General features: G+C 60.9%; 24 protein-coding genes. 9 read left to right on the forward strand and 15 right to left on the reverse strand.

Features of this window, described 5'->3' with window-relative positions:
• Positions 1 to 7 precede the first annotated feature (7 nt).
• Genes ACYZT6_RS18345 through greB form a run of 3 tightly spaced genes read left to right on the forward strand, consistent with a single transcriptional unit; the run spans position 8 to position 3727 of the window.
• A complete protein-coding gene (locus tag ACYZT6_RS18345) occupies positions 8 to 691 on the forward strand; it encodes an ABC transporter ATP-binding protein (protein ID WP_109633656.1) in 684 nt (227 codons plus the stop codon).
• A complete protein-coding gene (locus ACYZT6_RS18350; protein ID WP_462028097.1) occupies positions 691 to 3195 on the forward strand; it encodes an ABC transporter permease in 2505 nt (834 codons plus the stop codon). Before ACYZT6_RS18345 ends, ACYZT6_RS18350 begins: the two co-directional genes overlap by 1 nt.
• Before the next feature lie 34 nt (positions 3196 to 3229).
• A complete protein-coding gene (gene greB / locus ACYZT6_RS18355) occupies positions 3230 to 3727 on the forward strand; it encodes a transcription elongation factor GreB (protein ID WP_033057207.1) in 498 nt (165 codons plus the stop codon).
• Positions 3728 to 3731: 4 nt separating this feature from the next.
• Here the strand turns inward: greB and ACYZT6_RS18360 are convergent, their stop codons facing one another.
• From ACYZT6_RS18360 to ACYZT6_RS18370, 3 genes are all read right to left on the reverse strand, one after another.
• The gene (locus ACYZT6_RS18360) at positions 3732 to 4040 is read right to left on the reverse strand and encodes a hypothetical protein (RefSeq protein ID WP_010461613.1); all 309 of its coding nucleotides are present in this window, start codon (positions 4038 to 4040) and stop codon (positions 3732 to 3734) included.
• A gap of 248 nt (positions 4041 to 4288) precedes the next feature.
• A complete protein-coding gene (locus tag ACYZT6_RS18365) occupies positions 4289 to 4723 on the reverse strand; it encodes a DoxX family protein (RefSeq protein WP_462028098.1) in 435 nt (144 codons plus the stop codon).
• Positions 4724 to 4826: 103 nt separating this feature from the next.
• The gene (locus ACYZT6_RS18370; RefSeq protein ID WP_462028099.1) at positions 4827 to 6248 is read right to left on the reverse strand and encodes an MltF family protein; all 1422 of its coding nucleotides are present in this window, start codon (positions 6246 to 6248) and stop codon (positions 4827 to 4829) included.
• A 235-nt stretch (positions 6249 to 6483) separates the two neighbouring features.
• On the opposite strand from ACYZT6_RS18370, the gene ACYZT6_RS18375 reads away from it, so the two are divergent.
• The 3 genes from ACYZT6_RS18375 to ACYZT6_RS18385 all read left to right on the forward strand — a co-directional run bounded on the left by ACYZT6_RS18375 (position 6484) and on the right by ACYZT6_RS18385 (position 9567).
• Positions 6484 to 7293 (forward strand): TatD family hydrolase, encoded by an 810-nt coding sequence (locus tag ACYZT6_RS18375; RefSeq protein WP_462028100.1) that lies wholly within the window; start codon positions 6484 to 6486, stop codon positions 7291 to 7293.
• A gap of 207 nt (positions 7294 to 7500) precedes the next feature.
• Entirely contained in the window at positions 7501 to 8982 is a 1482-nt protein-coding gene (locus ACYZT6_RS18380; protein WP_462028101.1) for a methyl-accepting chemotaxis protein, read from the forward strand.
• 219 nt (positions 8983 to 9201) lie between these two features.
• Positions 9202 to 9567, forward strand: coding sequence for a terminase (locus tag ACYZT6_RS18385; RefSeq protein WP_462028102.1), 366 nt, complete (start codon positions 9202 to 9204; stop codon positions 9565 to 9567).
• Here ACYZT6_RS18385 and ACYZT6_RS18390 read toward each other — a convergent pair whose 3' ends face one another.
• From ACYZT6_RS18390 to ACYZT6_RS18400, 3 genes are all read right to left on the reverse strand, one after another.
• Entirely contained in the window at positions 9568 to 10365 is a 798-nt protein-coding gene (locus ACYZT6_RS18390) for an acyl-CoA thioesterase (protein WP_462028103.1), read from the reverse strand. It lies immediately after the preceding gene.
• Between the two features lie 238 nt (positions 10366 to 10603).
• Positions 10604 to 11371: a CHAD domain-containing protein gene (locus ACYZT6_RS18395; RefSeq protein ID WP_462028104.1), complete on the reverse strand. Its 768-nt coding sequence runs from the start codon at positions 11369 to 11371 to the stop codon at positions 10604 to 10606.
• Positions 11372 to 11414: 43 nt separating this feature from the next.
• Positions 11415 to 11693, reverse strand: a complete 279-nt coding sequence (locus tag ACYZT6_RS18400; protein WP_462028105.1) for a hypothetical protein — start codon at positions 11691 to 11693, stop codon at positions 11415 to 11417.
• Between the two features lie 223 nt (positions 11694 to 11916).
• Here ACYZT6_RS18400 and ACYZT6_RS18405 point away from each other — a divergent pair, with 223 nt between their 5' ends.
• Entirely contained in the window at positions 11917 to 12954 is a 1038-nt protein-coding gene (locus ACYZT6_RS18405) for a patatin-like phospholipase family protein (RefSeq protein WP_462028106.1), read from the forward strand.
• A 107-nt stretch (positions 12955 to 13061) separates the two neighbouring features.
• Here ACYZT6_RS18405 and ACYZT6_RS18410 read toward each other — a convergent pair whose 3' ends face one another.
• The 7 genes from ACYZT6_RS18410 to kdpF form a co-directional block, all read right to left on the reverse strand.
• Positions 13062 to 13652 (reverse strand): Ig-like domain-containing protein, encoded by a 591-nt coding sequence (locus ACYZT6_RS18410; protein WP_462028107.1) that lies wholly within the window; start codon positions 13650 to 13652, stop codon positions 13062 to 13064.
• Positions 13653 to 13811: 159 nt separating this feature from the next.
• On the reverse strand, positions 13812 to 14537 hold the full coding sequence (locus ACYZT6_RS18415) for a response regulator (protein ID WP_462029978.1): 726 nt from the start codon (positions 14535 to 14537) through the stop codon (positions 13812 to 13814).
• A 62-nt stretch (positions 14538 to 14599) separates the two neighbouring features.
• On the reverse strand, positions 14600 to 17251 hold the full coding sequence (locus ACYZT6_RS18420; RefSeq protein ID WP_462028108.1) for a DUF4118 domain-containing protein: 2652 nt from the start codon (positions 17249 to 17251) through the stop codon (positions 14600 to 14602).
• A gap of 132 nt (positions 17252 to 17383) precedes the next feature.
• The gene (kdpC, locus tag ACYZT6_RS18425) at positions 17384 to 17929 is read right to left on the reverse strand and encodes a potassium-transporting ATPase subunit KdpC (protein WP_462028109.1); all 546 of its coding nucleotides are present in this window, start codon (positions 17927 to 17929) and stop codon (positions 17384 to 17386) included.
• Positions 17930 to 18149: 220 nt separating this feature from the next.
• Complete coding sequence (kdpB, locus tag ACYZT6_RS18430; protein ID WP_462028110.1) at positions 18150 to 20207, reverse strand: potassium-transporting ATPase subunit KdpB; 2058 nt, start codon at positions 20205 to 20207, stop codon at positions 18150 to 18152.
• Positions 20208 to 20217: 10 nt separating this feature from the next.
• Entirely contained in the window at positions 20218 to 21912 is a 1695-nt protein-coding gene (kdpA, locus tag ACYZT6_RS18435; RefSeq protein WP_462028111.1) for a potassium-transporting ATPase subunit KdpA, read from the reverse strand.
• A gap of 8 nt (positions 21913 to 21920) precedes the next feature.
• The gene (kdpF, locus tag ACYZT6_RS18440; protein ID WP_007899818.1) at positions 21921 to 22010 is read right to left on the reverse strand and encodes a K(+)-transporting ATPase subunit F; all 90 of its coding nucleotides are present in this window, start codon (positions 22008 to 22010) and stop codon (positions 21921 to 21923) included.
• A gap of 397 nt (positions 22011 to 22407) precedes the next feature.
• Here kdpF and eat point away from each other — a divergent pair, with 397 nt between their 5' ends.
• Together eat and ACYZT6_RS18450 are read left to right on the forward strand one after the other, a co-directional pair.
• Positions 22408 to 23772, forward strand: a complete 1365-nt coding sequence (gene eat / locus ACYZT6_RS18445; protein ID WP_462028112.1) for an ethanolamine permease — start codon at positions 22408 to 22410, stop codon at positions 23770 to 23772.
• 125 nt (positions 23773 to 23897) lie between these two features.
• The gene (locus tag ACYZT6_RS18450) at positions 23898 to 24065 is read left to right on the forward strand and encodes a DUF2897 family protein (RefSeq protein ID WP_094468421.1); all 168 of its coding nucleotides are present in this window, start codon (positions 23898 to 23900) and stop codon (positions 24063 to 24065) included.
• Between the two features lie 45 nt (positions 24066 to 24110).
• Here the strand turns inward: ACYZT6_RS18450 and ACYZT6_RS18455 are convergent, their stop codons facing one another.
• Both ACYZT6_RS18455 and ACYZT6_RS18460 read right to left on the reverse strand, forming a co-directional pair.
• Complete coding sequence (locus tag ACYZT6_RS18455) at positions 24111 to 24962, reverse strand: urea carboxylase-associated family protein (RefSeq protein ID WP_462028113.1); 852 nt, start codon at positions 24960 to 24962, stop codon at positions 24111 to 24113.
• Positions 24963 to 24977: 15 nt separating this feature from the next.
• Positions 24978 to 25631, reverse strand: a complete 654-nt coding sequence (locus tag ACYZT6_RS18460; protein ID WP_462028114.1) for a GntR family transcriptional regulator — start codon at positions 25629 to 25631, stop codon at positions 24978 to 24980.
• Positions 25632 to 25759 lie beyond the last annotated feature (128 nt).

Below are 25759 nucleotides of genomic sequence, written 5' to 3' on the forward strand. Positions count from 1 at the left end.
ATTCTCCATGGGCGCAAGCATTCTCACCGCGAAGAACCTCAGCAAAGTGGTCCCCAGCGCGGAAGGTGAACTGACTATCCTGCACGAACTCAGCCTGGAACTGAACAAGGGCGACAGCCTGGCCATCGTTGGCGCCTCCGGTTCCGGCAAATCCACCCTCCTGGGCCTGCTCGCCGGCCTTGACCTGCCGAGCAGCGGTGAAGTCACCCTCGCCGGCCAGGGCCTGAGCAATCTCGATGAGGACCAGCGCGCACGCATTCGCGCCGAGCATGTCGGTTTTGTGTTTCAGTCCTTTCAACTGCTGGACAGTCTCAACGCACTGGAAAACGTCATGCTGCCGCTGGAACTCGATGGCCGCAAAGACGCCCGTGAACGTGCCACTCAATTGCTCCAGCGCGTTGGCCTCGGCCAGCGTCTGACCCATTCGCCGCGCCAGCTCTCTGGTGGCGAGCAGCAACGCGTGGCGATTGCCCGTGCGTTTGCCGCCGAACCCGATGTGTTGTTCGCCGACGAACCCACCGGCAACCTCGACAGCCACACCGGCGAGCGCATCAGTGACTTGTTGTTCGAACTCAACCAGGAACGCGGCACGACCTTGGTGCTGGTGACCCACGACGAACGCCTGGCACATCGCTGCCGGCGCCTGATCCGCCTTGAAGCCGGCCTGCTGGTCGCCCCTCTGGAGCCTTGATGGCACGCCTGCCGCTGTTGCGCCTGTTCAGTCTTGCCATCCGCCAACTCCTGCGCGATGCCCGTGCCGGTGAACTGCGCGTGTTGTTTTTCGCGTTGGTGGTGGCCGTGGCGGCGAGTACCGCCATCGGTTATTTCGGTGCCCGCCTGAACGGCGCCATGATGCTGCGCGCCACCGAATTTCTCGGCGCCGACCTGTTGCTTGAAGGCAGCTCTCCCGCGCGACTGGAACAGATCAAAAGCGGCACGGAGCTGGGACTCGAACACGCTCAAGTGGTGGAGTTTTCCAGTGTCATCGCCACTGACAACGGCATTCAGCTGTCCAGCATCAAGGCGGCCGACGACGTTTATCCGCTGCGTGGCGAATTGAAAAGCGCCCCAGCGCCCTTCGCCCCGGAAGAAGCCGGTGGCGGACCGAAACCCGGCGAAGCCTGGGTCGAAGCGCGGCTTCTGACCGCGCTCGATCTGAAGATCGGCGACAGCATCGATGTCGGCCTGCGCACCCTGAAACTGGCGCGAGTTCTGACCTATGAACCGGACCGTGCCGGCAATTTCTACAGCCTCACGCCGCGGGTGCTGATCAACCTCAGCGACCTCGCCGCGACCGGCGTGGTGCAACCGGGCAGCCGGGTCAGTTACCGCGAACTCTGGCGCGGCAAAGCCGAAGCGCTGGAAACCTATCGTCAACTCATCAAACCCGGCCTGGCCGCCAACCAGCGCATACAGGATGCCCGCGATGGCAACCGGCAGATTGGCGGCGCGCTGGGCAAGGCCGAGCGTTACTTGAACATGGCCAGTCTGGTGGCGGTTCTGCTGTCCGGCGTGGCCGTGGCGCTGTCGGCGACGCGCTTCGCCACCCGCCGCTTCGATGCCAGTGCCTTGCTGCGCTGCCTGGGTCTGTCGCGCCGGGAAACCATGGTGCTGTTCAGTTTGCAGCTGACGGTCCTCGGCCTGCTCGCCAGCCTCGGTGGCGCCCTCCTCGGCTGGCTCGCACAGCTTGGATTGTTCGCGCTGCTGCATGATTTGTTGCCGACCGATGTGCCACCGGGAGGGTTGTTTCCAGCCATTGCCGGGATCGGCACCGGGCTGGTGGCATTGGCCGGTTTCGCCCTGCCACCGCTGGCTGCACTCGGTCGAGTGCCGCCGTTGCGGGTACTGCGTCGGGATATGCTGCCGATTCCTTCCAGCACTTGGATGGTCTATGGCGCCGCGTTGGGCGCCCTCGGCCTGATCATGTGGCGCCTGAGCCTCGATCTGGTGTTGACCTTCGCCCTGCTCGGCGGCGGTGTCATTGCGGCGTTGATCCTCGGTGGCCTGCTGTTACTGCTGCTCAAAAGCCTGCGTCGGATGCTGGCACGCGCTTCATTGCCGTGGCGCCTCGGGCTGGGCCAACTGCTGCGTCATCCTTTAGCGGCAGCGGGACAAGCCCTGGCTTTCGGTCTGATCCTGTTGTCCATGGCGCTGATTGCATTGCTGCGGGGCGAGTTGCTGGATACCTGGCAAAACCAGTTGCCGAAAAACGCGCCAAACTATTTCGCCCTGAACATCTTGCCCGCCGACAAACAGGCCTTCACCGATCGCCTGATCGAACTGTCAGCCCAATCGGCGCCGCTGTACCCGGTAGTACCCGGACGCCTGATCAGCATCAACGGCGAGCCGGTGCAAGAAATCGTCAGCAAGGATTCGGCGGGGGATCGGGCCATCCAGCGCGACCTGAGCCTGACCTGGGCGGCGGACCTGCCGACAGGCAACAAACTCACGGCGGGCAACTGGTGGAGCGAACAGCCACCCGACAACGTGCCTGGCGTGTCGGTGGAAGGCAAGGTCGCCGAAAGCCTGAAGCTCAAGCTCGGTGATCACATGGTGTTTACCGTTGGCGGGGCCAATCGCGAAGCGAAAGTCACCAGCCTGCGGGAGATCAACTGGGACAACTTCCAGCCGAACTTCTTCATGATCTTCCAGCCCGGCACGTTGAAGGATTTGCCGGCGACCTACCTGACCAGTTTCTATCTGGCGGCCGGTCACGATCAGCAGATTGTCGACCTGTCCCGGGCCTTCCCGGCAGTGACCATTCTGCAAGTCGAAGCCTTGCTGGAGCAGCTACGCAGCATCCTCGCCCAGGTCACCCTGGCGGTGGAATATGTGCTGCTGTTTGTATTGGCGGCGGGGATGGCCGTGTTGTTCTCGGGCTTGCAGGCGACCCTCGATGAGCGCATTCGCCAAGGCGCGCTGTTGCGCGCGTTGGGGGCGGAACGGCAGTTGCTGGTCAAGGCACGGCGGATCGAGTTCGGTTTGCTCGGCGCGGTCAGCGGGTTGTTGGCGGCGTTGGGTTCGGAACTGGTCAGCCTGGTGCTTTACCGCTATGCCTTCGACCTGCCGTGGCATCCGCATCCGTGTCTGCTGGTGTTGCCGCTGATTGGCGCGGTGCTGATTGGCGGCGCCGGCGTATTCGGTACCCGGCGCGCGTTGAACGCCAGCCCCCTGACAGTGTTGCGCGAGGGTTGATAGACTCAAGGCCTTTCCATCACAAGAAGTTGCCATGAGCCGTTATCGCCCTCCCCGCACCGCTGGCACCGCGCTGATCACCCCCGAAGGTGAAGCGCGGATGCGGGCCGAGTTTCATGAGCTCTGGCATGTCCGTCGGCCTCAGGTGACGCAATCGGTCAGCGAGGCGGCGGCACAGGGTGATCGTTCGGAAAACGCAGAGTACACCTACGGCAAAAAGATGCTGCGCGAAATCGACAGTCGCGTGCGCTTTCTCACCAAGCGGCTCGAAGCACTGAAGGTCGTCAGCGAGAAGCCCAGCGACCCGAACAAGGTCTACTTCGGCGCCTGGGTCACCATCGAAGATGAAGACGGCAAAGAGTCACGCTACCGCATCGTCGGGCCGGATGAGCTGGACTTGAAACTGGGCCTGATCAGCATCGACTCGCCGCTCGCCCGTGCGCTCATTGGCAAGGCGCTGGACGCCGAAGTGCGGGTCCAGACACCGACCGGTGAGCAGTGCGTGTACATCGTGGCGATCGAATATCTCTAAAGCATCAGCGGCGCGTAATCAAACCTTGCCGGGCGACCCGGGTCAGTTGCCTGATCACTTCTGGTGCCTCTTCAACGCTGGGCGATTGAATCACCGCCAGATCGAAACTGTCGCTGGCAAATCGCGCCAGCGATTCGCCGTCTTCGACAAACTGGATCAGGAACGCTGCGGGCCCGCCAGTGCGACGTGGCCAGCCATCGAGATAACGCAGGAGCGTGGGCTGATGTTTTCCGCCAAGCAGGATTTTTGGATTGCGCTGGGTGAGGTGTGCCGTGATCGGCGCGGGGCGTACAACGGGGCTTAGTGCATTCATCGAGTCGTGTCTCTGCCTCAAAAGTCTGCATGGCAGGTGAGAGGCAACACCGAACCAGCGCTTTAGCGGTATTTCGAAGCCTGTTTCAAGCTTCTATCGGCAACTGGATGAGTCACCTGGCGCCCCGCAAGTAGCTGTTTAAATCGGCGCATGAGCAGCATCCTAGAGAAGCTGACTGGACAGTGTCAAGAATGACGCGCAACAAAAAAGGCCCGCGTGATGCGGGCCTTTTCGTTGAGCCAGAGCGGTCAGTCAGCGATTGCGCGGTCTACCGACAGTTTGCCGGCACCCTCGATCAGTACTGCGATGCTGCCGCCGAGCAAGGCCAGGGCGAATTCATAACCGTTGTTGGACATGAACAGACCGTGGCTGATGTGCACAGTGAAAATGGCGACCAGCGAAAGGAAGGCCAGACCCAGTGCTGCCGGACGTACCAGCAGACCGATGATCAGGGCCAGACCGCCGAAGAACTCGGTACCACCGGCCAGGATCGCCATCAGGTGACCCGGTGCCAGCCCCTGGCTTTCCATGTACTGCGCGGTGCCGGCAATGCCGTAGCCACCGAACATGCCAAAGAGTTTCTGCGCGCCGTGAGCGGCGAAGATGATGCCGACGAAGATCCGCAGAACGGTCAAGCCGTAGCCAGCGCGGGTAAACAGTACCTTGTTGATCAGTGAGCTCATGCTGTGTCATCCATTGTGATTGTGTGTGGGTTGGCCGCTATATTAATCGATAAAACCAATGTTAAAAGCGCAATAATTGCGACATAACAATCAGTTTAGCCGATCATTTCCGTGAGGCAACTTTCTGTCCCTGAGGCTCCAACGACTCCCGCTCACGATCGAACGCCAGGTAATACTTGTTCACGCTATTCACATAGCTGACGGCGCCCATGCCCACCTGCTCCATGGCAATGCGCTCGACCTGGAAAAACCACTGATTGGGATTCAGGCCGCGCCGCCGGGCTTCGGCGCGCATGCCCTGCACCCGTTCCGGTCCCATGTTGTAAGCCGCTAGCACGAACGCCATGCGCTCGCGCTCATTGAGTTTGGGGCTTGCGAAGAACTTGCGACGGATCATCGCCAGGTACTTGGCACCGGCCTGAACATTGGCGTCGAGGTTCTGAATGTTGCTGACCCCGACGCGCTGGGCCGCGGAAGGCGTGATCTGCATCAGTCCGGTGGGGCCGCTACCGCTGCGGGCATTGGGTTGCAACGAGGACTCCTTGAAGGCCAGCGCCGCCAGGTTGAGCCAGTCCATGCCTTGGGCCTCCGCGTGCTTTTGCAGCACCGGGCGAAGTTTTTCCAGACGCTGCCGATCAGCCTTGGCCAACGGATAGTGCACTTGATACAAACGTCGATAGATTCGCAGGAACGCCGCATCCTGGTCCGACGGTTTTTTGTAGGTCGTCAGGAAGCGATCGATGCTCGCGCGCAGCATCGAAGCGTCACGGCGCACGAACCAGAACTCTTCGCCCGGCTCACTGATCAGCACCTGCTTGTCGAAGCGCAACTTGGGCAGGATCTTGCCCCAGCGTTCGGCAATCGGTTGCTCGACGATGGTCAGGTGAAAGATCCCGCCTTGAACCATTTCCAGAACATCTTCAACCGCCAGACTGGGGTCGACCCATTCGATTTTCACCGGTGCCAGTTTGTGCAGGGCGAGCTTTGAATTGATCTGACTGACCGCGTCCCCGGCAGCACTGCCGGTGGGCAGCGCCAGGGTTTTACCCGAGAGTTGTTCGACTCGGGTGTAACGGCGTTCACCTTTGATTCCCACCAGCACCAACGGGATATTGCTGGCAATCGGTTCGCTGCTGCTGACCGCGTGGCCCGGTTGCAAATCGAGCAACTCCCCTGGCGCGACCAGGTCACCCTCCCCGCGCTGCAAGGCTCCGAGCAGTTGATCCTTGGCTTTGGGAATGATCTTGAGGGTGATTTCCTGACCGTCACGGGCGTGACCGTTGAGGTATTGCTCGAAGGCGCGCAGGCGGTGGTATTCGACGCCGATGGCCTGGCCCTGGACTTCGCCGGAGCTGTTGCGGCTCTGGTTGACCAGCACCCGCAACACACGACTGCTGCGAATCTCCGTCAGGTCACGGACCTTGGTCGCCGGCACGGCCTGCAGCGGGCCGGCAAGACGCGCAACCGCCGGCATCGGCAGCAGCAACGAACAGCACAGCAGAAGCAAAATCGAGGGACGTGTCATCCACTCTCCGGAAAGAATACTGGGCCGATCTCAAGAATTTTCATGAAATCGAACGACAGAAACAGAGCGCCTTGAGCGCTGACAAAGTGCGAAAGACTGGCACAGTGATGGCACATTGGCCACCCCAGCGTGTCTCGCGGCATCAAGAGACAGCTATAACTCGTTGTAGTTCTTGGCTTTTCTTATAAATCTACAGCTCTGATATGCTTTCCGGCCTTTGGTCCGAGGTAGCACCATGCAACTCATCGATATCGGCGTCAACCTGACCAACCCCAGTTTTGGTGATAAACACCAGGCCGTACTCGATCGCGCGTATGCCGCAGGGGTCTGCCAATTGGTCCTGACCGGCACCAGTGTCGAGGGCAGCGAACAGGCACTGGAACTGTGCCGGGAGCTGGACGAATCGGCTCAGCGGCTGTTCGCCACCGCGGGCATTCACCCTCATTCGGCCAGCGACTGGAACGCCGACAGCGCCCGGCAACTGCGCAGTTTGCTCAAGGAACCCAACGTGGTAGCCGTGGGTGAATGCGGGCTGGATTTCAATCGCGATTTCTCGCCGCGCCCACAGCAGGAAAAAGTCCTCGAAGAACACCTGGCGATGGCAGTCGACCTGCAACTGCCGGTGTTCCTCCACGAGCGCGATGCCAGTCAGCGACTGCTGGAAATCCTCCGTGACTACCGTGATCAGCTGCCGGCCGCGGTGGTGCATTGCTTCACCGGGGAAAAGAAGGCGCTCTTCAGTTACCTGGATCTGGATTTGCACATCGGTATCACCGGCTGGATCTGCGACGAGCGCCGGGGCACGCATTTGCATCCGCTGGTGAAGGAGATCAAGCGCGGGCGTTTGATGCTGGAGAGCGATGCGCCGTATCTGCTGCCGCGCAGCTTGCGACCCAAGCCGAAGAACGGTCGCAATGAACCGGCGTATTTGACTGAAGTGCTGCGGGAAGTGGCGTTGCATCGGGGTGAAACGGAAGAGGATCTGGCCGCTCACACCACTGCCTGCGCGCGGGCGTTTTACAGCCTGCCCTCAATCCCCCAGTAACCACAAATCTCCCTGTGGGAGCGAGCCTGCTCGCGATAGCGTCCTGTCAGTCACATCAATGTTGAATGTGCCGACGCTATCGCGAGCAGGCTCGCTCCCACAGGGGTTTTTTGGTGCTCGTTGACCTGCATCAACATCTAAGTTCCTGCATAGCGGCACAATGCTGGCACCTTGCCAATGCTGTTTCCGCTATCAGAGAAGACCTCCATGGGTGCCTGGCTTAGCAACATCTCGCTGAAATACAAATTCTGGGCGGTCAATGCGGTCGCCTTCATTACCACGCTTATGCTGGTGTTGTACGCCGTGCAACTCGAGCAACAGGCCCGCAGCCATGCCTCCCAAGCCTCGGCTCAGGCGCAGGCACGTTTGCTCAACGCCTGGCCTGCCGGGCAACCGCTGCCCAAGGCTGATCATCTGCTGTTTTTCAGTCGCGGGCAGGCGCCGTTGCTGAACGAGCAGCCGGTGCTGGAACTGGGTGAAGCCAATGGCTGGGTCGAGATCAACTTCATGCCGCTGTTCGGCGACAACCCGTTAATGGGCGCCGAGGTGCTCTCTCGCCCCGACGGCCAGCAGGTCGCGGTGGTCGCCTACGGTCCGAGCCTGAGCCAGGTGTTCGGCGAACGCTTTGCCAACTACGCGGTGGCGGTGTTCATCCTGATGCTGGCGATGCTTGGCGCTTCGCAGCTGTTGATCCGGTTCCTGCTGAGTCAGCTCAACACCTTGAAAGACGTGATGCTCCACGTCGAGAAAACCGGCGACCTGTCTGCCCGTGTGCCGCTGGCCTGCAAGGACGAAGTCGGGCAGATGGCCAATGCCTTCAACGCAATGCAGGCCGGTTACCAGCGAGTGGTCAACACCGTCGCCAGCACCGCCCGGCAACTGGATGTCGGCGCGGCGCGGCTGGCTTCAAGCATGAACGAAGTGCGTCACGGCATGCTCGGCCAGCAAAGCGAAACCGATCAGGCCGCCACGGCAATCAACGAAATGACCGCCACCGTCTATCACATCGCCCAACACGCCGGCGCGACCCGCGACCTCTCGCAAACCGCTGACACCTTGGCCGGCAGCGGGCAGGAAGTGGTCAGTCGGGTGCAGAAATCCATCGCCGGGTTGTCCAGCGGCGTGCAGCAGACGGCCGAGATGATCCAGCGTCTCGCCGAGGACAGTCAGAAAATCAACGGTGTGGTCGGCGTGATTCACAGCATTGCCGAGCAGACCAATCTGCTGGCGCTGAACGCAGCGATTGAAGCGGCCCGGGCCGGCGAAATGGGACGCGGCTTTGCAGTTGTAGCCGATGAAGTGCGCAACCTGGCCAAGCGTGTCCAGACGTCCACCGACGAGATCACCCTCATGGTGTCCGCGCTGCAGGCCGGGACCCGGGACGCGGTGGATTTCATGCAGGAAAGCTCGTTCAAGGCTGACGACTGCGTGCAACAGGCCCAGGAGGCTGGCGTCGCGTTGGCGCAAATCACCAGCGCGGTGGCGCAGATGCGCGAAAGCAATACGCAGATTGCGGTAGCGGCCGAGCAGCAGAGTCAGGTCGCGGAAGAAATGAACCGGGCGGTGGTGAGTATTCGGGATGTGACCGAAAACACCGTGCAGCAGACTGTGGATTCGGCGACTACCAGTAATGAACTGGCGGCGTTGGCCGGGGAATTGAGCAAGGCTATCGGACAGCTCAAGCTTTGAGGGCCCCTTCGCGGGCAAGCCTCGCTCCTACAGGAACTGCGCACGAACTGTAGGAGCGAGCGGTGCGGCGATCCGACTTGCCCGCGGAGGCGCCAGCCCGCTCCAACATCAATATTGACCATGACCGCTATCACTTCGATAGCCAACCTCGATTCGCCGCCCGCCCTTGCCCCGCCTATTCTTCAATCATGTGTTCAACATGGATCGAGGATTAGCATCATGGGCAAACGTGACCCCAACCTTCCCGCCTGGCAATGGCGCGTCTACCCGGGCAATCACCAGCACCCGACCAATCTGGTGTTGCACCTGATTGCCGTGCCGCTGTTCATCGTGGCGTTTCTGCTGATTGTTTCCGGGGTGTTCGGCCTGAATTTCGCGAACTTCGCCATCGGTGTCATTGGCGTGATCGCCGCACTGGGCTTGCAACGCCACGGCCATAGCCTGGAGGCGCAAGCCTCCGAGCCGTTCAGTGATCGCAAAGATGCGCTATCGCGCTTACTGGTTGAGCAGTTCCTGACCTTCCCACGGTTTTTTCTGAGTGGTGGATGGTGGCGCGCCTGGCGTGAGCGCCACCGTCGTCACTGATCAGGCGAAAATCGTTACCGTCTGCCGGCTCATGGCGATCAACTGACCGTCCGCGCTCCACAGTTTCGCGGCCGCATGGCCGTAGCCGTCGGCGCCATGCTCGATTTCAACCCGGTATTTACACCAGTCCAGCGTGCTCAACTCCAGCAGCGGCTGGACGAATTCGATGGTCCAGGTCAGCGTGCTGCCCATCGCCGGTTTGTTCAGGTGCGGCAGCAGGGCCGGTGGCCAGGCGTCCACCAGCGCCAGAATATGCGACTCGCTGACCACCTCTTCCTTCACATCCCCGCGCAAACGCACCCAGCCACCCATCTCACGGGACTTATTGCCGGTGAACGGCAGACCGCCGACACTCCAGCGCATCGCCAGATGCTGCATGAATTCCGGGAGTACGCCTTTGATGTACGGCAGTTCCTGACAATCGTCCCAGTGTTTCATTTCAGGTGCAGGTTCGGCCGCGACCGCGACTTCGGAAGGTCGTGACGCACCGAAGCTGCCCTGGATCAACGTCACCACTTGGCCCTTCTGCATCGCCCGGCCCAGCACCTGGCTGACGGCTTTGCCTTCGCGCAACACATCGACTTCAAAACTGACCGGCACTTCGGGTTCGACCGGTCCGACAAAGGTAATCGCCAGCGAACGCACCGGCCGATCCGCCGGGACTTTTGCGCGCATGGCTTCGTATTGCAACGCGGCCACCAAACCACCAAAACTGGCACGCCCCTGAGCCCACGCTGCCGGGATAGACAGCTCCAGCGGCTGGCGGCGGACAGCGTCGAGCAGATCGGAAAAGCGCATGAGAACCTCGGTGCGGAAAAAGATGGAAGGATGTTAACCAGCCGGCGAGGACGGCACAGCGCTTATTCCGGCCAAATAGGCTGACAGATAGGCCGTGCAGGACTGGAACACTGATTCCATGTTCAACACCCATCCCTGTGGGAGCGAACTTGCTCGCGATAGGGCCGTGACATTCAACATTGATATTGGCTGTCATACCGTCATCGCGAGCAAGCTCCCACAGGGATTTGCGGTGGTTTCAGGATTTGAAGCAGGCGTTGCTGAGTTTGTCGAGGACGCGGTCGGCGCGTTCTTCGGCCTTGGCCATGGTGGTTTTCCAGACCGCAACGCAAGGCTGCAAATCGGCCTCCTGTTCGGCCCTGACCAGCCATTGCCAGCAGTCGTGCCAGTCGCCCAAGGCACCTTGCGCAGACTTCAATCGCGGCATCGCCGCCTTGGGCAAGCGATCAAGTTCGGGATAGGCTTCGATGCCATAGCGCACGCGTTTGATCAGCAGACGCAAGCGATGGCGATCATGAGCAGGATCGTGCAGGGCCTGATCGAGCTTCTTCCATTGTTTGGCCAGGCGTTTTTCGATGCGTTTGCGCAGGCCCTTGAGCAAACACTGACGCTGGGAAGCGCGCAGGAAACGCGGAAAGGCGTCGAGGATCATCAGTAACTGCGTGACCTCGGGGCTGGTCGCGACTGCCGGATAAGCCGCGGCCATCTGTGCCATGCGCCGTTGCGCCGCTTCCGGTTGATCGTGCTTGAGCAAGTATGCCGCCAGCACCTCGCGATCACGCATGGGCGTGGTCAGCTCGCCAACCCGGGACGACGCCGCTTCCAGTTGCTCGACCCCAGGAAGCCCGCGCAATGGCCGCAACAGGCTGCGCAACCGGCGAACCGTGGTGCGCAGGTCGTGCAACGCCTCCGGGTCAGTGCGCGCACTCAGGCGTGCCTGGCAGGCCAGCAAGCGAACTTCCATACCCAGAACTTGAGCCACCAACCGATCAACCAAGGCAGGCATTTTTTGCTCCCTGAAATGAATTTCCCCAAGCCTAGATCATGCCTTAACGGCCAGCACGTGACTCACGAATATAGAAGCGCGCCTTCTCGGCCTTCTTGGTGCAGCCTTCGAAGCCTTCGAATTGCTGTTGAGTCTTGGCCGCCGTCAACAGCGACAGGGCTTTGGAGTAGCTGACGTTGCCGGCGAAACCCTCGGCCTTGGCCAGGTCCAGTTCATGCCACGCGGCATCGAGCCCGCTACCGCAGCTGTCACGATAAGCGGTTTTGCCAGCACAACCGGCGAGTGCCAGGGCAATCAAAGGCACACAGATCCAGGCTTTCATCAAACACACCTCAAAAATAGAAAAACAGTCGTGCAGGTAAGACGGTCTGGCACGTGAAAAGTGCCTTGGCCCCACCGCGCAAACTTCAAACGCTCGCGAGAATACCCATGTGCCGCCATGGAGTGTCGAAAAAACGACGCTCTCGGCCCGTCGAGCGACCTTGGCGATTGAAGCGCGCCCCTTGATGGGTGCATTGTTGAACCTTGTCAGACGAGGGCGATTCATGAAAAAGCGTGTCGCGCTGGTGTTGGGTTCGGGTGGAGCCCGGGGTTATGCCCATATCGGTGTCATTGAAGAAATCGAACGGCGCGGCTACGACATCGCCTGCATCGCGGGATGCTCGATGGGCGCCGTGGTCGGCGGGATCTACGCCGCGGGCAAACTCGACGATTATCGCGACTGGATCGAAAGCCTGGACTACCTCGACGTGTTGCGTCTGGTGGACGTCAGTTTTCGCCTGGGCGCGATTCGCGGGGAGAAGGTGTTCGGGCAGATCCGCAAGATCGTCGGCGAGATCAACATCGAAGACCTGCGCATCCCTTACACGGCGGTGGCCACCGACCTGACTAACCAGCAGGAAATCTGGTTCCAGGAAGGCTGCCTGCACCAGGCCATGCGTGCCTCCGCGGCGATTCCCAGCCTATTCACGCCAGTGATGCAGGGCAATCGCATGCTGGTGGACGGCGGCATCCTCAACCCTTTACCGATCGTGCCCGTGGTGTCGAGCCATTGCGACCTGATCATCGCGGTCAACCTCAACTCCACCAACCAGCGTCACTATCAACTGCCGGTGATTCAGCGTCCGCCTGCGTTCAAGACCCGGTTCGACAGCCTGATCAATTCGCTGGGTTCAAAATTGCCGTTCCGCCGCAAACAGGCTGAACAATTGCTGCTGCTGGAAAAGGAGGCGTTGATGGCCGAAGCGGCCGACATCAACCCCTGGATCGAATCCGCCGAACCCGAAGCCCAGCAACCGGCGGCAGCCCCCGAACGCGAAGGCGCGCCGAAGTCCGCCACCGGTTCTTTCATCATCGACAACGTGGGACCGGCATCTTTGCTGGACCTGATCAACCAGAGTTTTGAGGTGATGCAGACATCGTTGGCGCAGTACAAGATCGCCGGGTATCCGCCGGATATCCTGATTAACGTGCCGAAACGGGTGTGCCGGTTTTTCGAGTTTTACAAGGCGCCGGAGTTGATCGCGCTGGGGCGGGAGATTGCTCGGGATACGCTGGATCGGTATGAGAGTGAGCGGGACTGAAACAGTGATGTGCAATGTGCCGAAGTGTTTGCGGCATCACCTTGGCCAAGACACATCGAAGGGAGTTGTCTTTCAGCTCCCTTCGATGATTTTAAGGAGGAGTATTTTTACAGATTCCTGGCAATTGCAATAAAGACATGACCACCGTCGTTAGTCTGTTCGACACCGGTTTTCATGTCCTTCGTGTAGTAATTGTGTCCCGTCCCCATCGGGTCCGGCGGTGGTGGCTCTGGCTTTTCCGATGAACCCGTCGTTGACCAAAACTGCCCACCATTCAACGGCCACCGGTTTCCAAAGCGTTGATAAAGAACGTTCAAATCATCGAGGTTTGAAAGCTGCACTCGTTCTCTATTGGCATCCTCAATTAAAGAACGCAGCCTTGCAGTGCCAAAATGGAAAAAGGCTTTCCCGTTCGGGATATTCACGATGTAACTTTTGGACTGACCCGCCGCGTCAGTGACCTTCACGGTTACCTTGCCCGAGCGTAACGCTCTGACAACACCCTCCTGATTAACGTCAGCGATTCGCGGATTATCCACTTCGTAGAAGTACGGTTTCTTACCGCCTGTAGGCTGACGCTTAAAAGTGGTATCCACCGTAGAATCCGGTTCTAGATCTGGATACATCTGCAGTGAATGAGCCGTTCCCGGTATAAGCACTTCCGTCTCATCCATTGCCAAGGGCTTGCGCTTTTTCATACCTGCTCCAATTCAATAAACCGGTTGAGTTTTTTGACCGAAGCCACCCTTGTCCGCAGTGTCAGTGACGTCGTAAAGGGAAGATACGATTACCTATCTCTTCCTGATACCTGACATAAATGACAGTTCCGACGAACGGCAAATATGCAAAAACCACCTTCAGGGCTTGGACTCGGAAACCTGACCGAAAGAGTCCTCTCCACTCAACAATCGATACCCTACCCCTGCCTCGGTGACGATAAACCGAGGCTGAGTCGGATCGTCCGCCAGCTTCTGCCGCAAATGCCCCACCACAATTCGCAGATAATGACTGTCTTCGGTATGCGTCGGCCCCCAGATATCTTTCAGCAACTGTTGCTGCGTGATGACCCGCCCGGGATGCCGCGCCAGTTGCGCCAGCACCGCATACTCCTTGCGGGTCAACGCGACTTCAGTGCCATCGAGCAGCACCCGGCGATAAGCCAGATCCACGGTCAACGGGCCGAACGTCAGCGCCGCTTGCTGAGCCTCGCCAACGGGTGCCTGACGCAACAAGGCCCGCACCCGGGCAAGGAATTCCTGAATACCGAACGGCTTGGTCACGTAGTCGTTGGCACCGCCATCGAGCGCTTCAACTTTCTGCCCTTCGCTGGCACGCACCGAGAGCACCAGCACCGGCACCGTCGACCATTCGCGAAACTCGCGCAGCACCTGCTGGCCGTCCATGTCCGGCAGGCCGAGGTCGAGCACCAGCAAGTCGGGTTTGTTCAACGCAGCCTGGGCCAGGCCTTCGTTGCCGGTGCCGGCCTCCAGCACTTTGTAGCCCTGTGAAGCGAGGCTGATGCGCAGGAATTTGCGGATCTGCGGTTCGTCGTCGATGACCAAAATGGTCGCGGTCTGGCTCATGGTTTCCGGTCGTGGCATGGAGATGTCCAAAGGGTATCAGGCTTCACTTTCTGCGCTCACTTTCAGCTCTCATTTTCTACGTCTGGCTGCGCCTGCAAGGGCAAGTGCAGCGTGATGCAGGTGCCGCGCCCTTCGATGCCGTCGGCGACGCTGATCCGACCGCCATGTGCGCCGACCATGCCCTGACAAATCGCCAGCCCCAGTCCGGTGCCCTGCCCGCCCCGATCACCGCGCGCGGCGGTGTAGAACATGTCGAAAATCTTCGCCCGCTCGTCCTCCGGAATCCCTGGCCCCTCGTCACTCACCGAGAAAAACAGTTCGCTGTCATCGGCTCCGGCGCGTAATTGCAGTCGACCGTGAGGCGGCGAAAAACGTGCGGCGTTTTCCAGCACGTTGACCAGCGCCTGCTCGATCAGCGCGGCATGCACGTACAGGAGCGGCAATTCGGGCGGCACTTCGGTGCTGACCTGCAACGGCGCCAGCACTGCCCGCAGGCGATTGAGTGAGCTACCGACGATGTCGGCCGGCGACACCCAGTCCCGCGCCAGCTTCAACGCGCCGTGACCGAGGCGGGTCATGTCCAGCAGGTTTTGGATGTAGCGGTCGAGACGCTCGGCTTCATCGCGGGTGCCTTCGAGCAGTTCAAGTCGATCCTCCTGCGGGATGGCTTCGCCGAGGGCCAGCAGGCTGTCGATGCTGCCGCGCATGGAGGTCAGCGGCGTGCGTAAATCGTGGGACACGGACGCCAGCAAGGCACTGCGCAACTGCTCGGTTTCGCCGTGCAGGCGAGCCGCTTCGAGGTCTTCGGCCAGTTGCGCGCGCGCCAGTGCCTGAGCCAGCGGCTGACTCAACGCCGTCAACAAACGCCGACGCTGACCGCTCAAGGTCTGGCCTTCTTTGGCACACACACCGAGCAGCGCCAACGGTCCGTCTTCTACTGAAAGCGGCCACCACCACCAGCGCCCGAACGGCAGCGTGCCAGTGCCCGCGCCCGCCGGCTGGTCGTGTTGCCAGGCCCAATCGGCGGCAGCGCGCTCGGCTTCGGAAAATTCCAGCGGGCCACCGGTTTCGACCTTCCAGCCTGCCGGGCCGTCGCGATTGAGCAGGCACAGCTGCAATTCGCTCCAGCCGTTGAGGTGCTGAGCCGCGGCACTGACCACGGCCTGGCGGTCAGTGGCGGCGGTGAGTTTGCGCGACAGGTCGAGCAGTTCGGTGGTCTCTTCCTGGGTGTCGCGCAATGCCTGCAATTGCCGCCGTTGCCGCGCCGCGAGGTTACCGGTGAGGGCGGCCATCAGCAGGAAGAACAGCAAGGTCAACACGTCTTCTTCGCGCTGGATGCTGAAAGAGAAAGTCGGCGGAATGAACAAAAAGTCATAGGTCAGAAACGACAGCGCCGCACAGGCCAGCGCCGGGCCGAGACTGCTGCGCACCGCCACCAGCAACACCGCGGCGAGGAACACCAGCGAAATATTCGGCAGCGGCAAAACACTCGCCACTGCCCAGGCCAAAGCACTGGCCAAAACCGTTGCCACCAGGGCCAACGCGTAATCGAACCACACCAGCGACTGCGCCGAACGCTGGCGCGGCTGATGCTGTTCGTGATCGCTGTCGAGCACGTTGATTTCCAGCCCGCGCGCATTGCGCAGCAGGCGTGAAGCCAGACCTCCACCGAACAAGCGCCGACGCAGGCGATTGCGGGACTGACCGACCAATACCAGACTGGCGCGACGTTCAGCGGCGTGCTGGATCAGCGTCTTGGCCACTTCGCCAGCGCGCAATAAAACCACTTCGCCGCCGAGGCGCTCCGCCAGTTGCTGGGCACTTTGCAGGCGCAGGCGCGATTGCTCGTCGCGCACGCTGCCGTTGTCCACATGCACCAGGCTCCACGGCAGATGCCGCCGCTGGGCAACACGACTGGCGTGACGGACCAGGCGTTCGGCCTGAGCATCGCCATCGACGCCGACCAGCAAACGACCGCGCACGGCCGGTGCCGCTTGACCGAGCTGGCGATAACCCTGGGCCAGGTCATTGTCGACTTGAGCGGCGGCGGTTTGCATCGCCAGTTCGCGCAGGGCGGTGAGGTTGGTCTGGGTGAAGAAGGCATCGATGGCCGCCCGTGCCTGCTCCGGCACGTAGACTTTGCCGTCGCGCAGACGCTCAAGCAGTTCGCGGGGAGGCAGGTCGATCAGCAGCAGTTCGTAGGCCTCTTGCAGCACCCAGTCCGGCAGGGTTTCGCGAACCTGGACACCGGTGATTCCGCGCACTTGATCGTTGAGGCTTTCGAGGTGCTGGACGTTGACCGTGGTGAACACGTCGATGCCGGCGGCCAGTAATTCCTGGATGTCTTGCCAGCGTTTGGCGTGGCGGCTGCCGGGGGCGTTGCTGTGGGCCAGTTCGTCCACCAGCACCAGTTTCGGTTGGGCGGCGAGCAGGCCGTCGAGGTCCATTTCTTCGAGCATCACGCCACGGTATTCCGAGCGCACCAACGGCTGTTGCGGCAAGCCGCCGAGCAGCGCTTCGGTTTCGGCGCGACCGTGGGTTTCGACCACGCCGGCGATGACTTTCACGCCCTGGCGAAATTGGGTGTGGGCCGCTTGCAGCATGGCGTAAGTCTTGCCGACACCGGGCGCGGCGCCGAGGAAAACCTTGAGCCGGCCACGGCCATCGCGGGGCAGGTCTGCTAACAGCGCGTCGGCGCGGCCGGAGTCACTCATGTTTGAAGCTCACTTTATTCAGATAGTGATGTGGTGATTGTTCTGTCGCCATCGCTAGCAGGCTAGCTCCCACATTTTGAAATGCACTCTCCTGTGGGAGCTAGCCTGCTAGCGATTGGCAGCGCCACCGCTCTACAGGTTTTCCAGCGCCGCATTCAACGCCAGAACATTAACCACCGGCGGGCCAACGAGTGGCTGCTCGATGTGCGCATCCATCAATTGCTGGAGGGTCGCCACCGGCAGATTCCGCGCCGCCGCAACACGCGCCAGTTGATAGGCAATCGCGGCCGGTGGCAAGTGCGGATCGAGACCGCTGCCAGAGGTGGTGAGCATGGCCAACGGCACTGGCCCCTGCCCCGGCACCAGCAGTTTGTTGGCATCGTCAATCACGCGAGTCGCGAGCGCCGGGTTGCTCGGTGAAAGGTTGCTGGCGCTGCTCGACACGGTGGCAAACGCGCCGGCGGATGGCCGTGGGTGGAACCAGGCATCGCCGACGAAATCCTGGGCAATCAGTGAGGAACCACGGACCTTTCCGTCGGCGTCGCGCACCAGGCTGCCATTGGCTTGATCGGGGAACGCGACCTGGGCGACACCAGTCACGACCAGGGGGTAAGCGACGCCGGTGATCAGGGTCATCAGCACGAGCAGGCTCAGGGCCGGGCGTATCATTGTGGACATTTCAGAATCCTCGAAATTGGAGAAGTGGGGTATCAGGGAAATCCAGCCCCTCACCCCAGCCCTCTCCCCACGGGGGAGAGGGGGAAAGGGAGCCGATCTTTGTGCCTTTCAAAACCTGAGTTCGACTCGGTCTCTCAGGTCGCTAAATTTCGCAAGACATCCGAGATCAGTCCCCTCTCCCCCCCGGGAGAGGGTTAGGGTGAGGGGGGCGATTTCAGCCTCAAACCAGATGCAACGCCGTCAATAGCATGTCGATCGCCTTGATCCCCACAAACGGCACCAGAATCCCGCCCAATCCATAGATCAGCAGGTTGCGTCGCAACAACGCCGCCGCACTGGCCGCGTGCACTCGCACACCACGCAGCGCCAGCGGAATCAGCACCACGATGATCAAGGCGTTGAACACGATCGCCGACAGAATCGCGCTCTGCGGACTGGTCAGGTGCATGACGTTGAGCACGCCCAATTGCGGGTAGATCGAGGCAAACAACGCCGGCAGGATGGCGAAGTACTTGGCCACGTCGTTGGCGATGGAGAACGTCGTCAGCGCACCACGGGTCACCAGCAATTCCTTGCCGATTTGCACCACGTCCAGCAACTTGGTCGGGTCGCTGTCGAGGTCGACCATGTTCGCCGCCTCACGCGCTGCTTGCGTGCCGTCGTTCATCGCCATGCCGACGTCAGCCTGGGCCAGGGCCGGGGCATCGTTAGCACCGTCGCCGCACATGGCGACCAGGCGACCGTCGTTCTGTTCGTGGCGAATGCGCGCCAGTTTTTTCTCTGGCGTGGCTTCGGCCAGCACGTCATCGACGCCCGCTTCGGCGGCAATGGCCGCGGCGGTCAGCGGGTTGTCGCCGGTCACCATGACCGTGCGGATCCCCAGTTTGCGCAGCTCGGCGAAACGCTCGCGGATGCCGGGCTTGACCACGTCCTTGAGGTGGATCGCACCGAGCAATTTACCCTCGGCGCAGACCAGCAACGGCGTGCCGCCGCTCTGTGCGATCTTGTCAATTTCCCGGGACAGTGCCGGGGCCAGATCGGCGCGTTTCAGACCAACGAAAGCCAGCAGCGAATCCACCGCGCCCTTGCGATAAACGCGGCCTTGATAGTCGACACCCGACAAGCGGGTTTCGGCGCTGAACGGCACAGCGGTCAACACGTCAGCGGAGGGCTCAGGTTGCGGATGAGTCCCGCGCAGATACTCAACGATCGACTTGCCTTCAGCTGTGTCATCGGCCAGCGAAGCGAACAACGCACCTTCGGCCAACTCCTTCGCGGTCACGCCGGGCGCTGCATAAACAGCGGTGCAGCGACGGTTACCGAAGGTGATGGTGCCGGTCTTGTCCAGCAGCAGGACGTGAACGTCCCCCGCCGCTTCCACGGCGCGACCGGATTTTGCGATCACGTTCAGGCGCACCAGACGGTCCATCCCGGCGATACCGATGGCCGACAACAAACCGCCAATGGTGGTCGGAATCAGCGTGACCAATAACGCCACCAGGAACACCAGCGGAAGGCTGCCGTTGGCGAAGTGGGCGAACGGTTGCAGGGTCACGACCACCAGCAGGAAGATCAGGGTCAGGCCGATCAGCAGGATGTCGAGCGCGACCTCGTTCGGAGTTTTCTGGCGTTTTGCGCCTTCGACCAGGGCGATCATGCGGTCCAGTGTCGACTCGCCCGGGTTAGCGGTGATGCGCACCAACAGCCAGTCGGAGACCAGGCGGGTGTTGCCGGTGACGGCCGAACGGTCGCCCCCGGACTCACGAATCACCGGCGCGGATTCACCGGTAATCGCCGCTTCGTTGACGGCTGCAATACCTTCGATGACCTCGCCGTCGCCGGGGATCATTTCCCCGGCTTCGACGCGCACCACATCGCCTTTGCGCAGGCTGGTCGCCGGCACCACTTGAAAGGTGCCGTTGCTGGTTTTGCGGCGTGCGCTCAAGCCTTCGCTGCCGGCCTTGAGGCTGTCGGCGCGGGCCTTGCCGCGACCTTCGGCCAGGGCTTCGGCGAAGTTGGCGAAGAGCACGGTGAACCACAACCACAATGCGATTTGCGCAGCGACGAAGGTCGGCACGGTGCTGTCGGGAATGAAGCACAGCACGGTGGTCAGGACGGCGGTCAGTTCGACCACCAGCATCACCGGCGCACGCTGCAACTGCCGTGGGTCGAGCTTGACGAAGGCTTGCACCAGCGCCGGGCGCCAGAGGGCCGAGATCGCGGTTTTTGGTTGTTCCGGCGCCTTGACGGTGGCGGTTTTAGTTACAGGCATATTCATCATGTAGTCCTCAGAATCCCATGCTCAGGTGTTCAGCAATCGGACCCAGTGCCAGCGTTGGCAGGAAGGTCAAACCACCCACCAGCAAAATGGTCACGGTCAGCAAAGTCACGAACAGCGGGCCGTGGGTCGGGAAGCTGTTCTGGCCGATCGGCGCGGTTTTCTTCATCGCCAGGCTGCCGGCCAACGCCAGTACCGGGAGGATGTAACCGAATCGACCGATCAACATGCCAAGACCGAGCATCAGGTTGTGGAACGCGGTGTTGGCACCGAAGCCGCCGAACGCCGAACCGTTGTTGGCACTGGCCGAGGTGTAGGCGTAGAGCAACTGACTGAAACCGTGGGCACCGGGGTTACTCACCGCAGCAACCGGACCAGGCAGGCTCGCGGCAATCGCACCAAGCACCAACACGCCGACCGGCATCACCAGCAAGGTCACTACCAGCAGTTGCACTTCCTTCGCCTGCAGTTTCTTGCCGAGGTATTCCGGTGTGCGGCCGATCATCAGGCCGGCGAGGAACACCGCGATCAGCACGTTGAGCAACATGCCGTAGAGCCCGGCGCCGACGCCGCCGAAGATCACTTCGCCGACCATCATGTTGACCAGCGCGACCATGCCGCTCAGCGGATTGAGGCTGTCGTGCATGCCGTTGACCGAACCGTTGGACGCCGCCGTGGTGGTCACCGACCACAGCACGGTGGCGGTGGTGCCGAACCGCGCTTCCTTGCCTTCCAGCGGCGCGGTCTGTTCGACGGCAACGTTGTTCAGGGTCGGGTTGGGTTGGTATTCGGCCCACAACGAGGTCGCGCCACCGATCAGGAACAGCGCCAGCATGCAGGCGATGATCGCGCGGCTCTGACGCAGGTCCTTCACGTAGTGGCCGAAGGTGAAGACCAGGGCGACCGGGATCAGGATGATCGAGGTCATCTCGAACAGGTTGCTCCACGCCGTCGGGTTCTCGAACGGGTGCGCCGAGTTGACGCCGAAGAACCCACCACCATTGGTGCCCAGTTGTTTGATCGCAATCTGGCTGGCGGCCGGGCCCAGTGGAATCACCTGATCGACGCCTTGCAGGGTCACGGCATTCACGTATTGCGCGAAGGTTTGCGGCACGCCCTGCCAGACCAGATACAGCGCCAGCAGCAGGCACAGCGGCAACAGGCCGTAGAGGGTGGCGCGGGTCATGTCGACCCAGAAGTTGCCGAGGGTCTTGGTCGATTTGCGACCGATACCGCGACAAAGCGCAACCAATACCGCCAGGCCGGTGGCGGCGCTGACGAAGTTTTGCACGGTGAGGCCGACCATCTGACTCAGGTAGCTCAGGGATGCTTCACCGCTGTAGGCCTGCCAGTTGGTGTTGGTCATGAAACTGATGGCGGTGTTGAACGCCAGCGTCCACTCCTGCCCCGGCAGATTTTGCGGGTTCAGAGGCAAGTGGTCCTGGAACAACAGGATCACGAACAACAGCAAGAAACCCGCAAGGTTGAAGGCGAGTAAGGCCAGGGTGTATTTCTGCCAGCTCTGTTCGGCCTGCGGATCAACGCCAGCCACCCGATAACAGCCACGCTCCACAGGTCCCAGGATCGGGGTCAGCCAAGTGCGCTGACCTTCCATTACCTTGTAGTAGAACCGCCCGAGAAACGGTGCCGGGATCAGCACCACGGCGAAGAAGGCCAGGATCAGCCAATAGTCATAACTGTGCATAGCCGCTCCTAGTTCCGGTCCGCGCGCAACAGCGCAACCAACAGATAAATGAACAGCCCCACTGCGAGTAGCAGTGACACCCCGTCCAGAACGCTCATGGAAGTTCTCCGTGTTACGGCGTATTGCCGCGTGTGGAGTGATTGTCGGCAGGGAGGCTGTAAAGGAGCGAGATCGAGGGGGTTGGCTGGGCATAAAGAAAGCGTAAAGAGTGGGTTTATGCCGGCGTTACAGCGATGTCCGGGCGGGCCCCTTCGCGGGCAAGCCTCGCTCCTACAAGGTCACAAGCGCCACGATTCCTGTAGGAGCGAGGCTTGCCCGCGAAGGCGGCATCACAGGCAACAACGCTCCGAACTGGCGCACAAAAAGTGCCCATCCACCACCGAACATCCCCGCAACGACGCCTTTTTACGCTTTACGACTGCCATCACAACACTGGCACGCCCACTGCAAACGCCCTCCCCCCGAAGCTGTCCAAACCGTTCAGGGAGCAAACGCATGAACACACAACTCAAACCCACGCTGGGCACGTTGCACTTGTGGGGCATTGCGGTCGGGCTGGTGATTTCCGGTGAGTATTTCGGCTGGAGTTACGGCTGGGGCGTGGCCGGCACACTCGGTTTTCTGGTGACCTCGTTCATGGTTGCCACGATGTACACCTGCTTTATCTTCAGTTTCACCGAGCTGACGACGGCGATTCCCCATGCCGGCGGCCCCTTTGCCTACAGCCGCCGCGCCTTTGGCGAGAAAGGCGGATTGATCGCCGGGCTGGCGACGCTGATCGAATTCGTCTTCGCCCCGCCGGCGATTGCGTTGGCAATCGGCGCTTATCTGAATGTGCAATTCCCCGCCCTCGACCCGAAACACGCAGCAGTCGGGGCTTACATCGTGTTCATGGGCCTGAACATACTCGGGGTGAAACTGGCCGCAACCTTTGAATTGATTGTCTGCGTATTGGCCGTAGCGGAACTGCTGGTGTTCATGGGCGTGGTCGCCCCAGCGTTCAGCTTCAGTAACTTCGCGCTCAATGGCTGGGCCGGTTCCGATGTGTTTGGGGCGCCGGCGATTGCCGGGATGTTCGCGGCGATCCCGTTTGCCATCTGGTTCTTTCTCGCCATCGAGGGCGCAGCGATGGCGGCCGAGGAAGCCAAGGACCCGAAACGTACGATCCCGAAGGCTTACATCAGCGGCATTCTGACCCTGGTATTGCTGGCCATGGGCGTGATGTTCTTTGCCGGCGGCGTCGGCGACTGGCGCACCCTCTCGAACATCAACGACCCACTGCCACAAGCCATGAAAACCGTGGTCGGCGAAAGTTCGGGCTGGTTGCACATGCTGGTTTGGATCGGCCTGTTCGGTCTGGTGGCGAGTTTCCACGGGATCATCCTCGGGTACTCGCGGCAGTTTTTCGCCCTCGCCCGCGCCGGTTACCTGCCGGCATCACTGGCCAAACTCTCGCGTTTCCAGACCCCGCACCGGGCCATCATTGCCGGCGGTGTCATTGGCATCGCAGCGATCTACAGCGACGGGTTGATCAACCTCGGCGGCATGACGCTGACCGCGGCGATGATCACCATGGCGGTGTTCGGCGCGATCGTGATGTACATCATGAGCATGCTCAGCCTGTTCAAGCTGCGTAAAACAGAACCGAACCTGGAGCGCACCTTCCGCGCGCCGTGCTACCCATTGGTGCCGTTGATTGCGCTGGTATTGGCCGTGGTGTGCCTGGTGGCGATGGTCTGGTTCAACACGTTGATCGGGTTGATCTTCCTCGGCTTCATGGCGGTGGGCTTCGTGTACTTCATGCTCACGGCGCAGTTGCGCGCGGATGCGCCGGCGGATGCGATGTTGACCGGACTCTAAATGGCCTCAGGCGTTACCGACAGATCAGGCATAGAATGGAACCACTGCGAAACGAAATCGCTCAAAGTGGTATGCACGATCGATTGGCGAAACCCGTCAATCGGCCTGCCCTCAAGGAGAGCCCTATGCCCTGGTATGCCTGGTTGATTCTGGTCGTTGCAATCGGCTCGATCGTTGGTGGTTTGATGATGCTGCGTGACACCGCCAACAAGGTCGACCTCACCGAAGAGCAACGTAAACGCGTCGCTGAACGCAACGCGGAAGCGGACGCCAAGGATGCGCAGGACCGCTGAAAAATAAACCCTGTCATTCTTAATGAATGACAGGGTTTGGCGTTTCTACTTTTCCCAATCCGCCTTGGCGATGTGCAAGCCATGCAGCCCTTTGTACGCTGCACGTTCCGGCTGGCTCCAGCCCTTGAGCAACGAATCCTCCAACTGATAAATTTCCACCCCCAGCGGACGACAAACGCTCAGCGGGTCCTGCGCATCCGGCCCCCACATGGCCAGCGACAGATCACCGCCCGGACAGGTCGACAGCGCACACAGCAAATCGATCTCGGCAAAGAACTCCAGGTAATCGCCCTTCTGCGCCGGACACGCTTTCATGAAGTACATGTCGTCATGGTTCAGGCCCGTGCACTGGAAAATGTTCAGCACGTCGTGCACGTCAAATTCGGTCAGGCCATGGGGCAACACGGCGCGCGTCAGGTTCGAGTGGCAGTGATGATGGAAGTCCTCACCGGTGAGCATTTTGTTCACATAAGGATCGCAGCGAGTGCCGAGCAAATCGTGCAAACGACCGCCATGTTCGTCGATGCCGTACCCGGCCAGGCTATCGTCGGTGATGGTCACCAACGGCCGCAAAAAAGGCAGGTTCGACCAGAGCCGGTCGTGGGTGCTGACATGCGCGCCCTGCAGCTGCCGGGTCCGCGCCGCCCATAGCCGCTCGCGGGGGTCGTTGGCATTCCAGACGTTGAAGTCGCCGACTTGCGGGCCGACCGGTGTAGTGACGCGGAACACGTGCCCGGCCGGCACGTTCCAGGCCCGACCGGTGCGGATCGGCACTTCGAATTGCTCGATCAGCGTCCGCCCCTCCTTCGTGTCGCGGATCCGTTCGTAGAAGGCTTTGTCCACCTGCAAGGCCGAGCCTTTGCTGACTTGATAGGCCGCCGGATAGTCTTTGTACATGGCAAGAATCCTCGATCAGTGACGGGAAATCGGTGCAAGCGTCTGCAACAGGAGGTGTTCGGAATCGTCCAGATAAAGGCTCATGGCGTCCTCGGCCGCGGTTTTGTCGCCCTCGGCCAGCAGATCATGAATTTGACGGTCGCGAGCCAGCCAAGGCGCCTGAAACCGTGATTCATCGGGAGCGGTGCAGAACGCCAGACGCAGTTGTGCAACAACGTTGGTGAAAAACTCATCGAACAATGGGCTGCGCAGCAACCCAACGATGTGTTGATGAAACGCCAGGCTGTGGGTGCCGACGGCGCGCCAGTCCTCGCGCTCCCGGGCCAACTCGGTGGCCTCCAGCCCCTCGAGCATCCGCTCGGACTGGTCATCGCGAAGTGGCTGGCTGACGTTGATGGCCTGCAACTCCAGGGTGCGCCGAACCTTGAACAGATCCCGCACATCATCCACGCCCAGCCGGCGTACCATCACGCCCTTGTTGCGCACGTAACGCGTCAGACCATCCTGCCCCAGCCGGTGCAACGCTTCGCGAATGGTGTTGCGAGAGGCGTTGTAGGCAGACACCAGATCGTTTTCCACCAACGCCATGCCAGGCAATAGGCGACCGCCAATGATGTCGGCGCGTATCTCCAACGTGATGTGGTCGGCCAGGGACAGTCCACTGTTCATGCTCATCGCCTCGTGATTGTTCAACAATCGTCAACTGACAAGTAATCACTATTCGTGCCAGTTCATTCGGCGCGGCAGGACGACAATGGACGCATCTGCATGCTTTTTAGAAGTAGAAGTACAGTCAC

It is taken from the genome of Pseudomonas sp. RT6P73 (genome assembly GCF_054897715.1).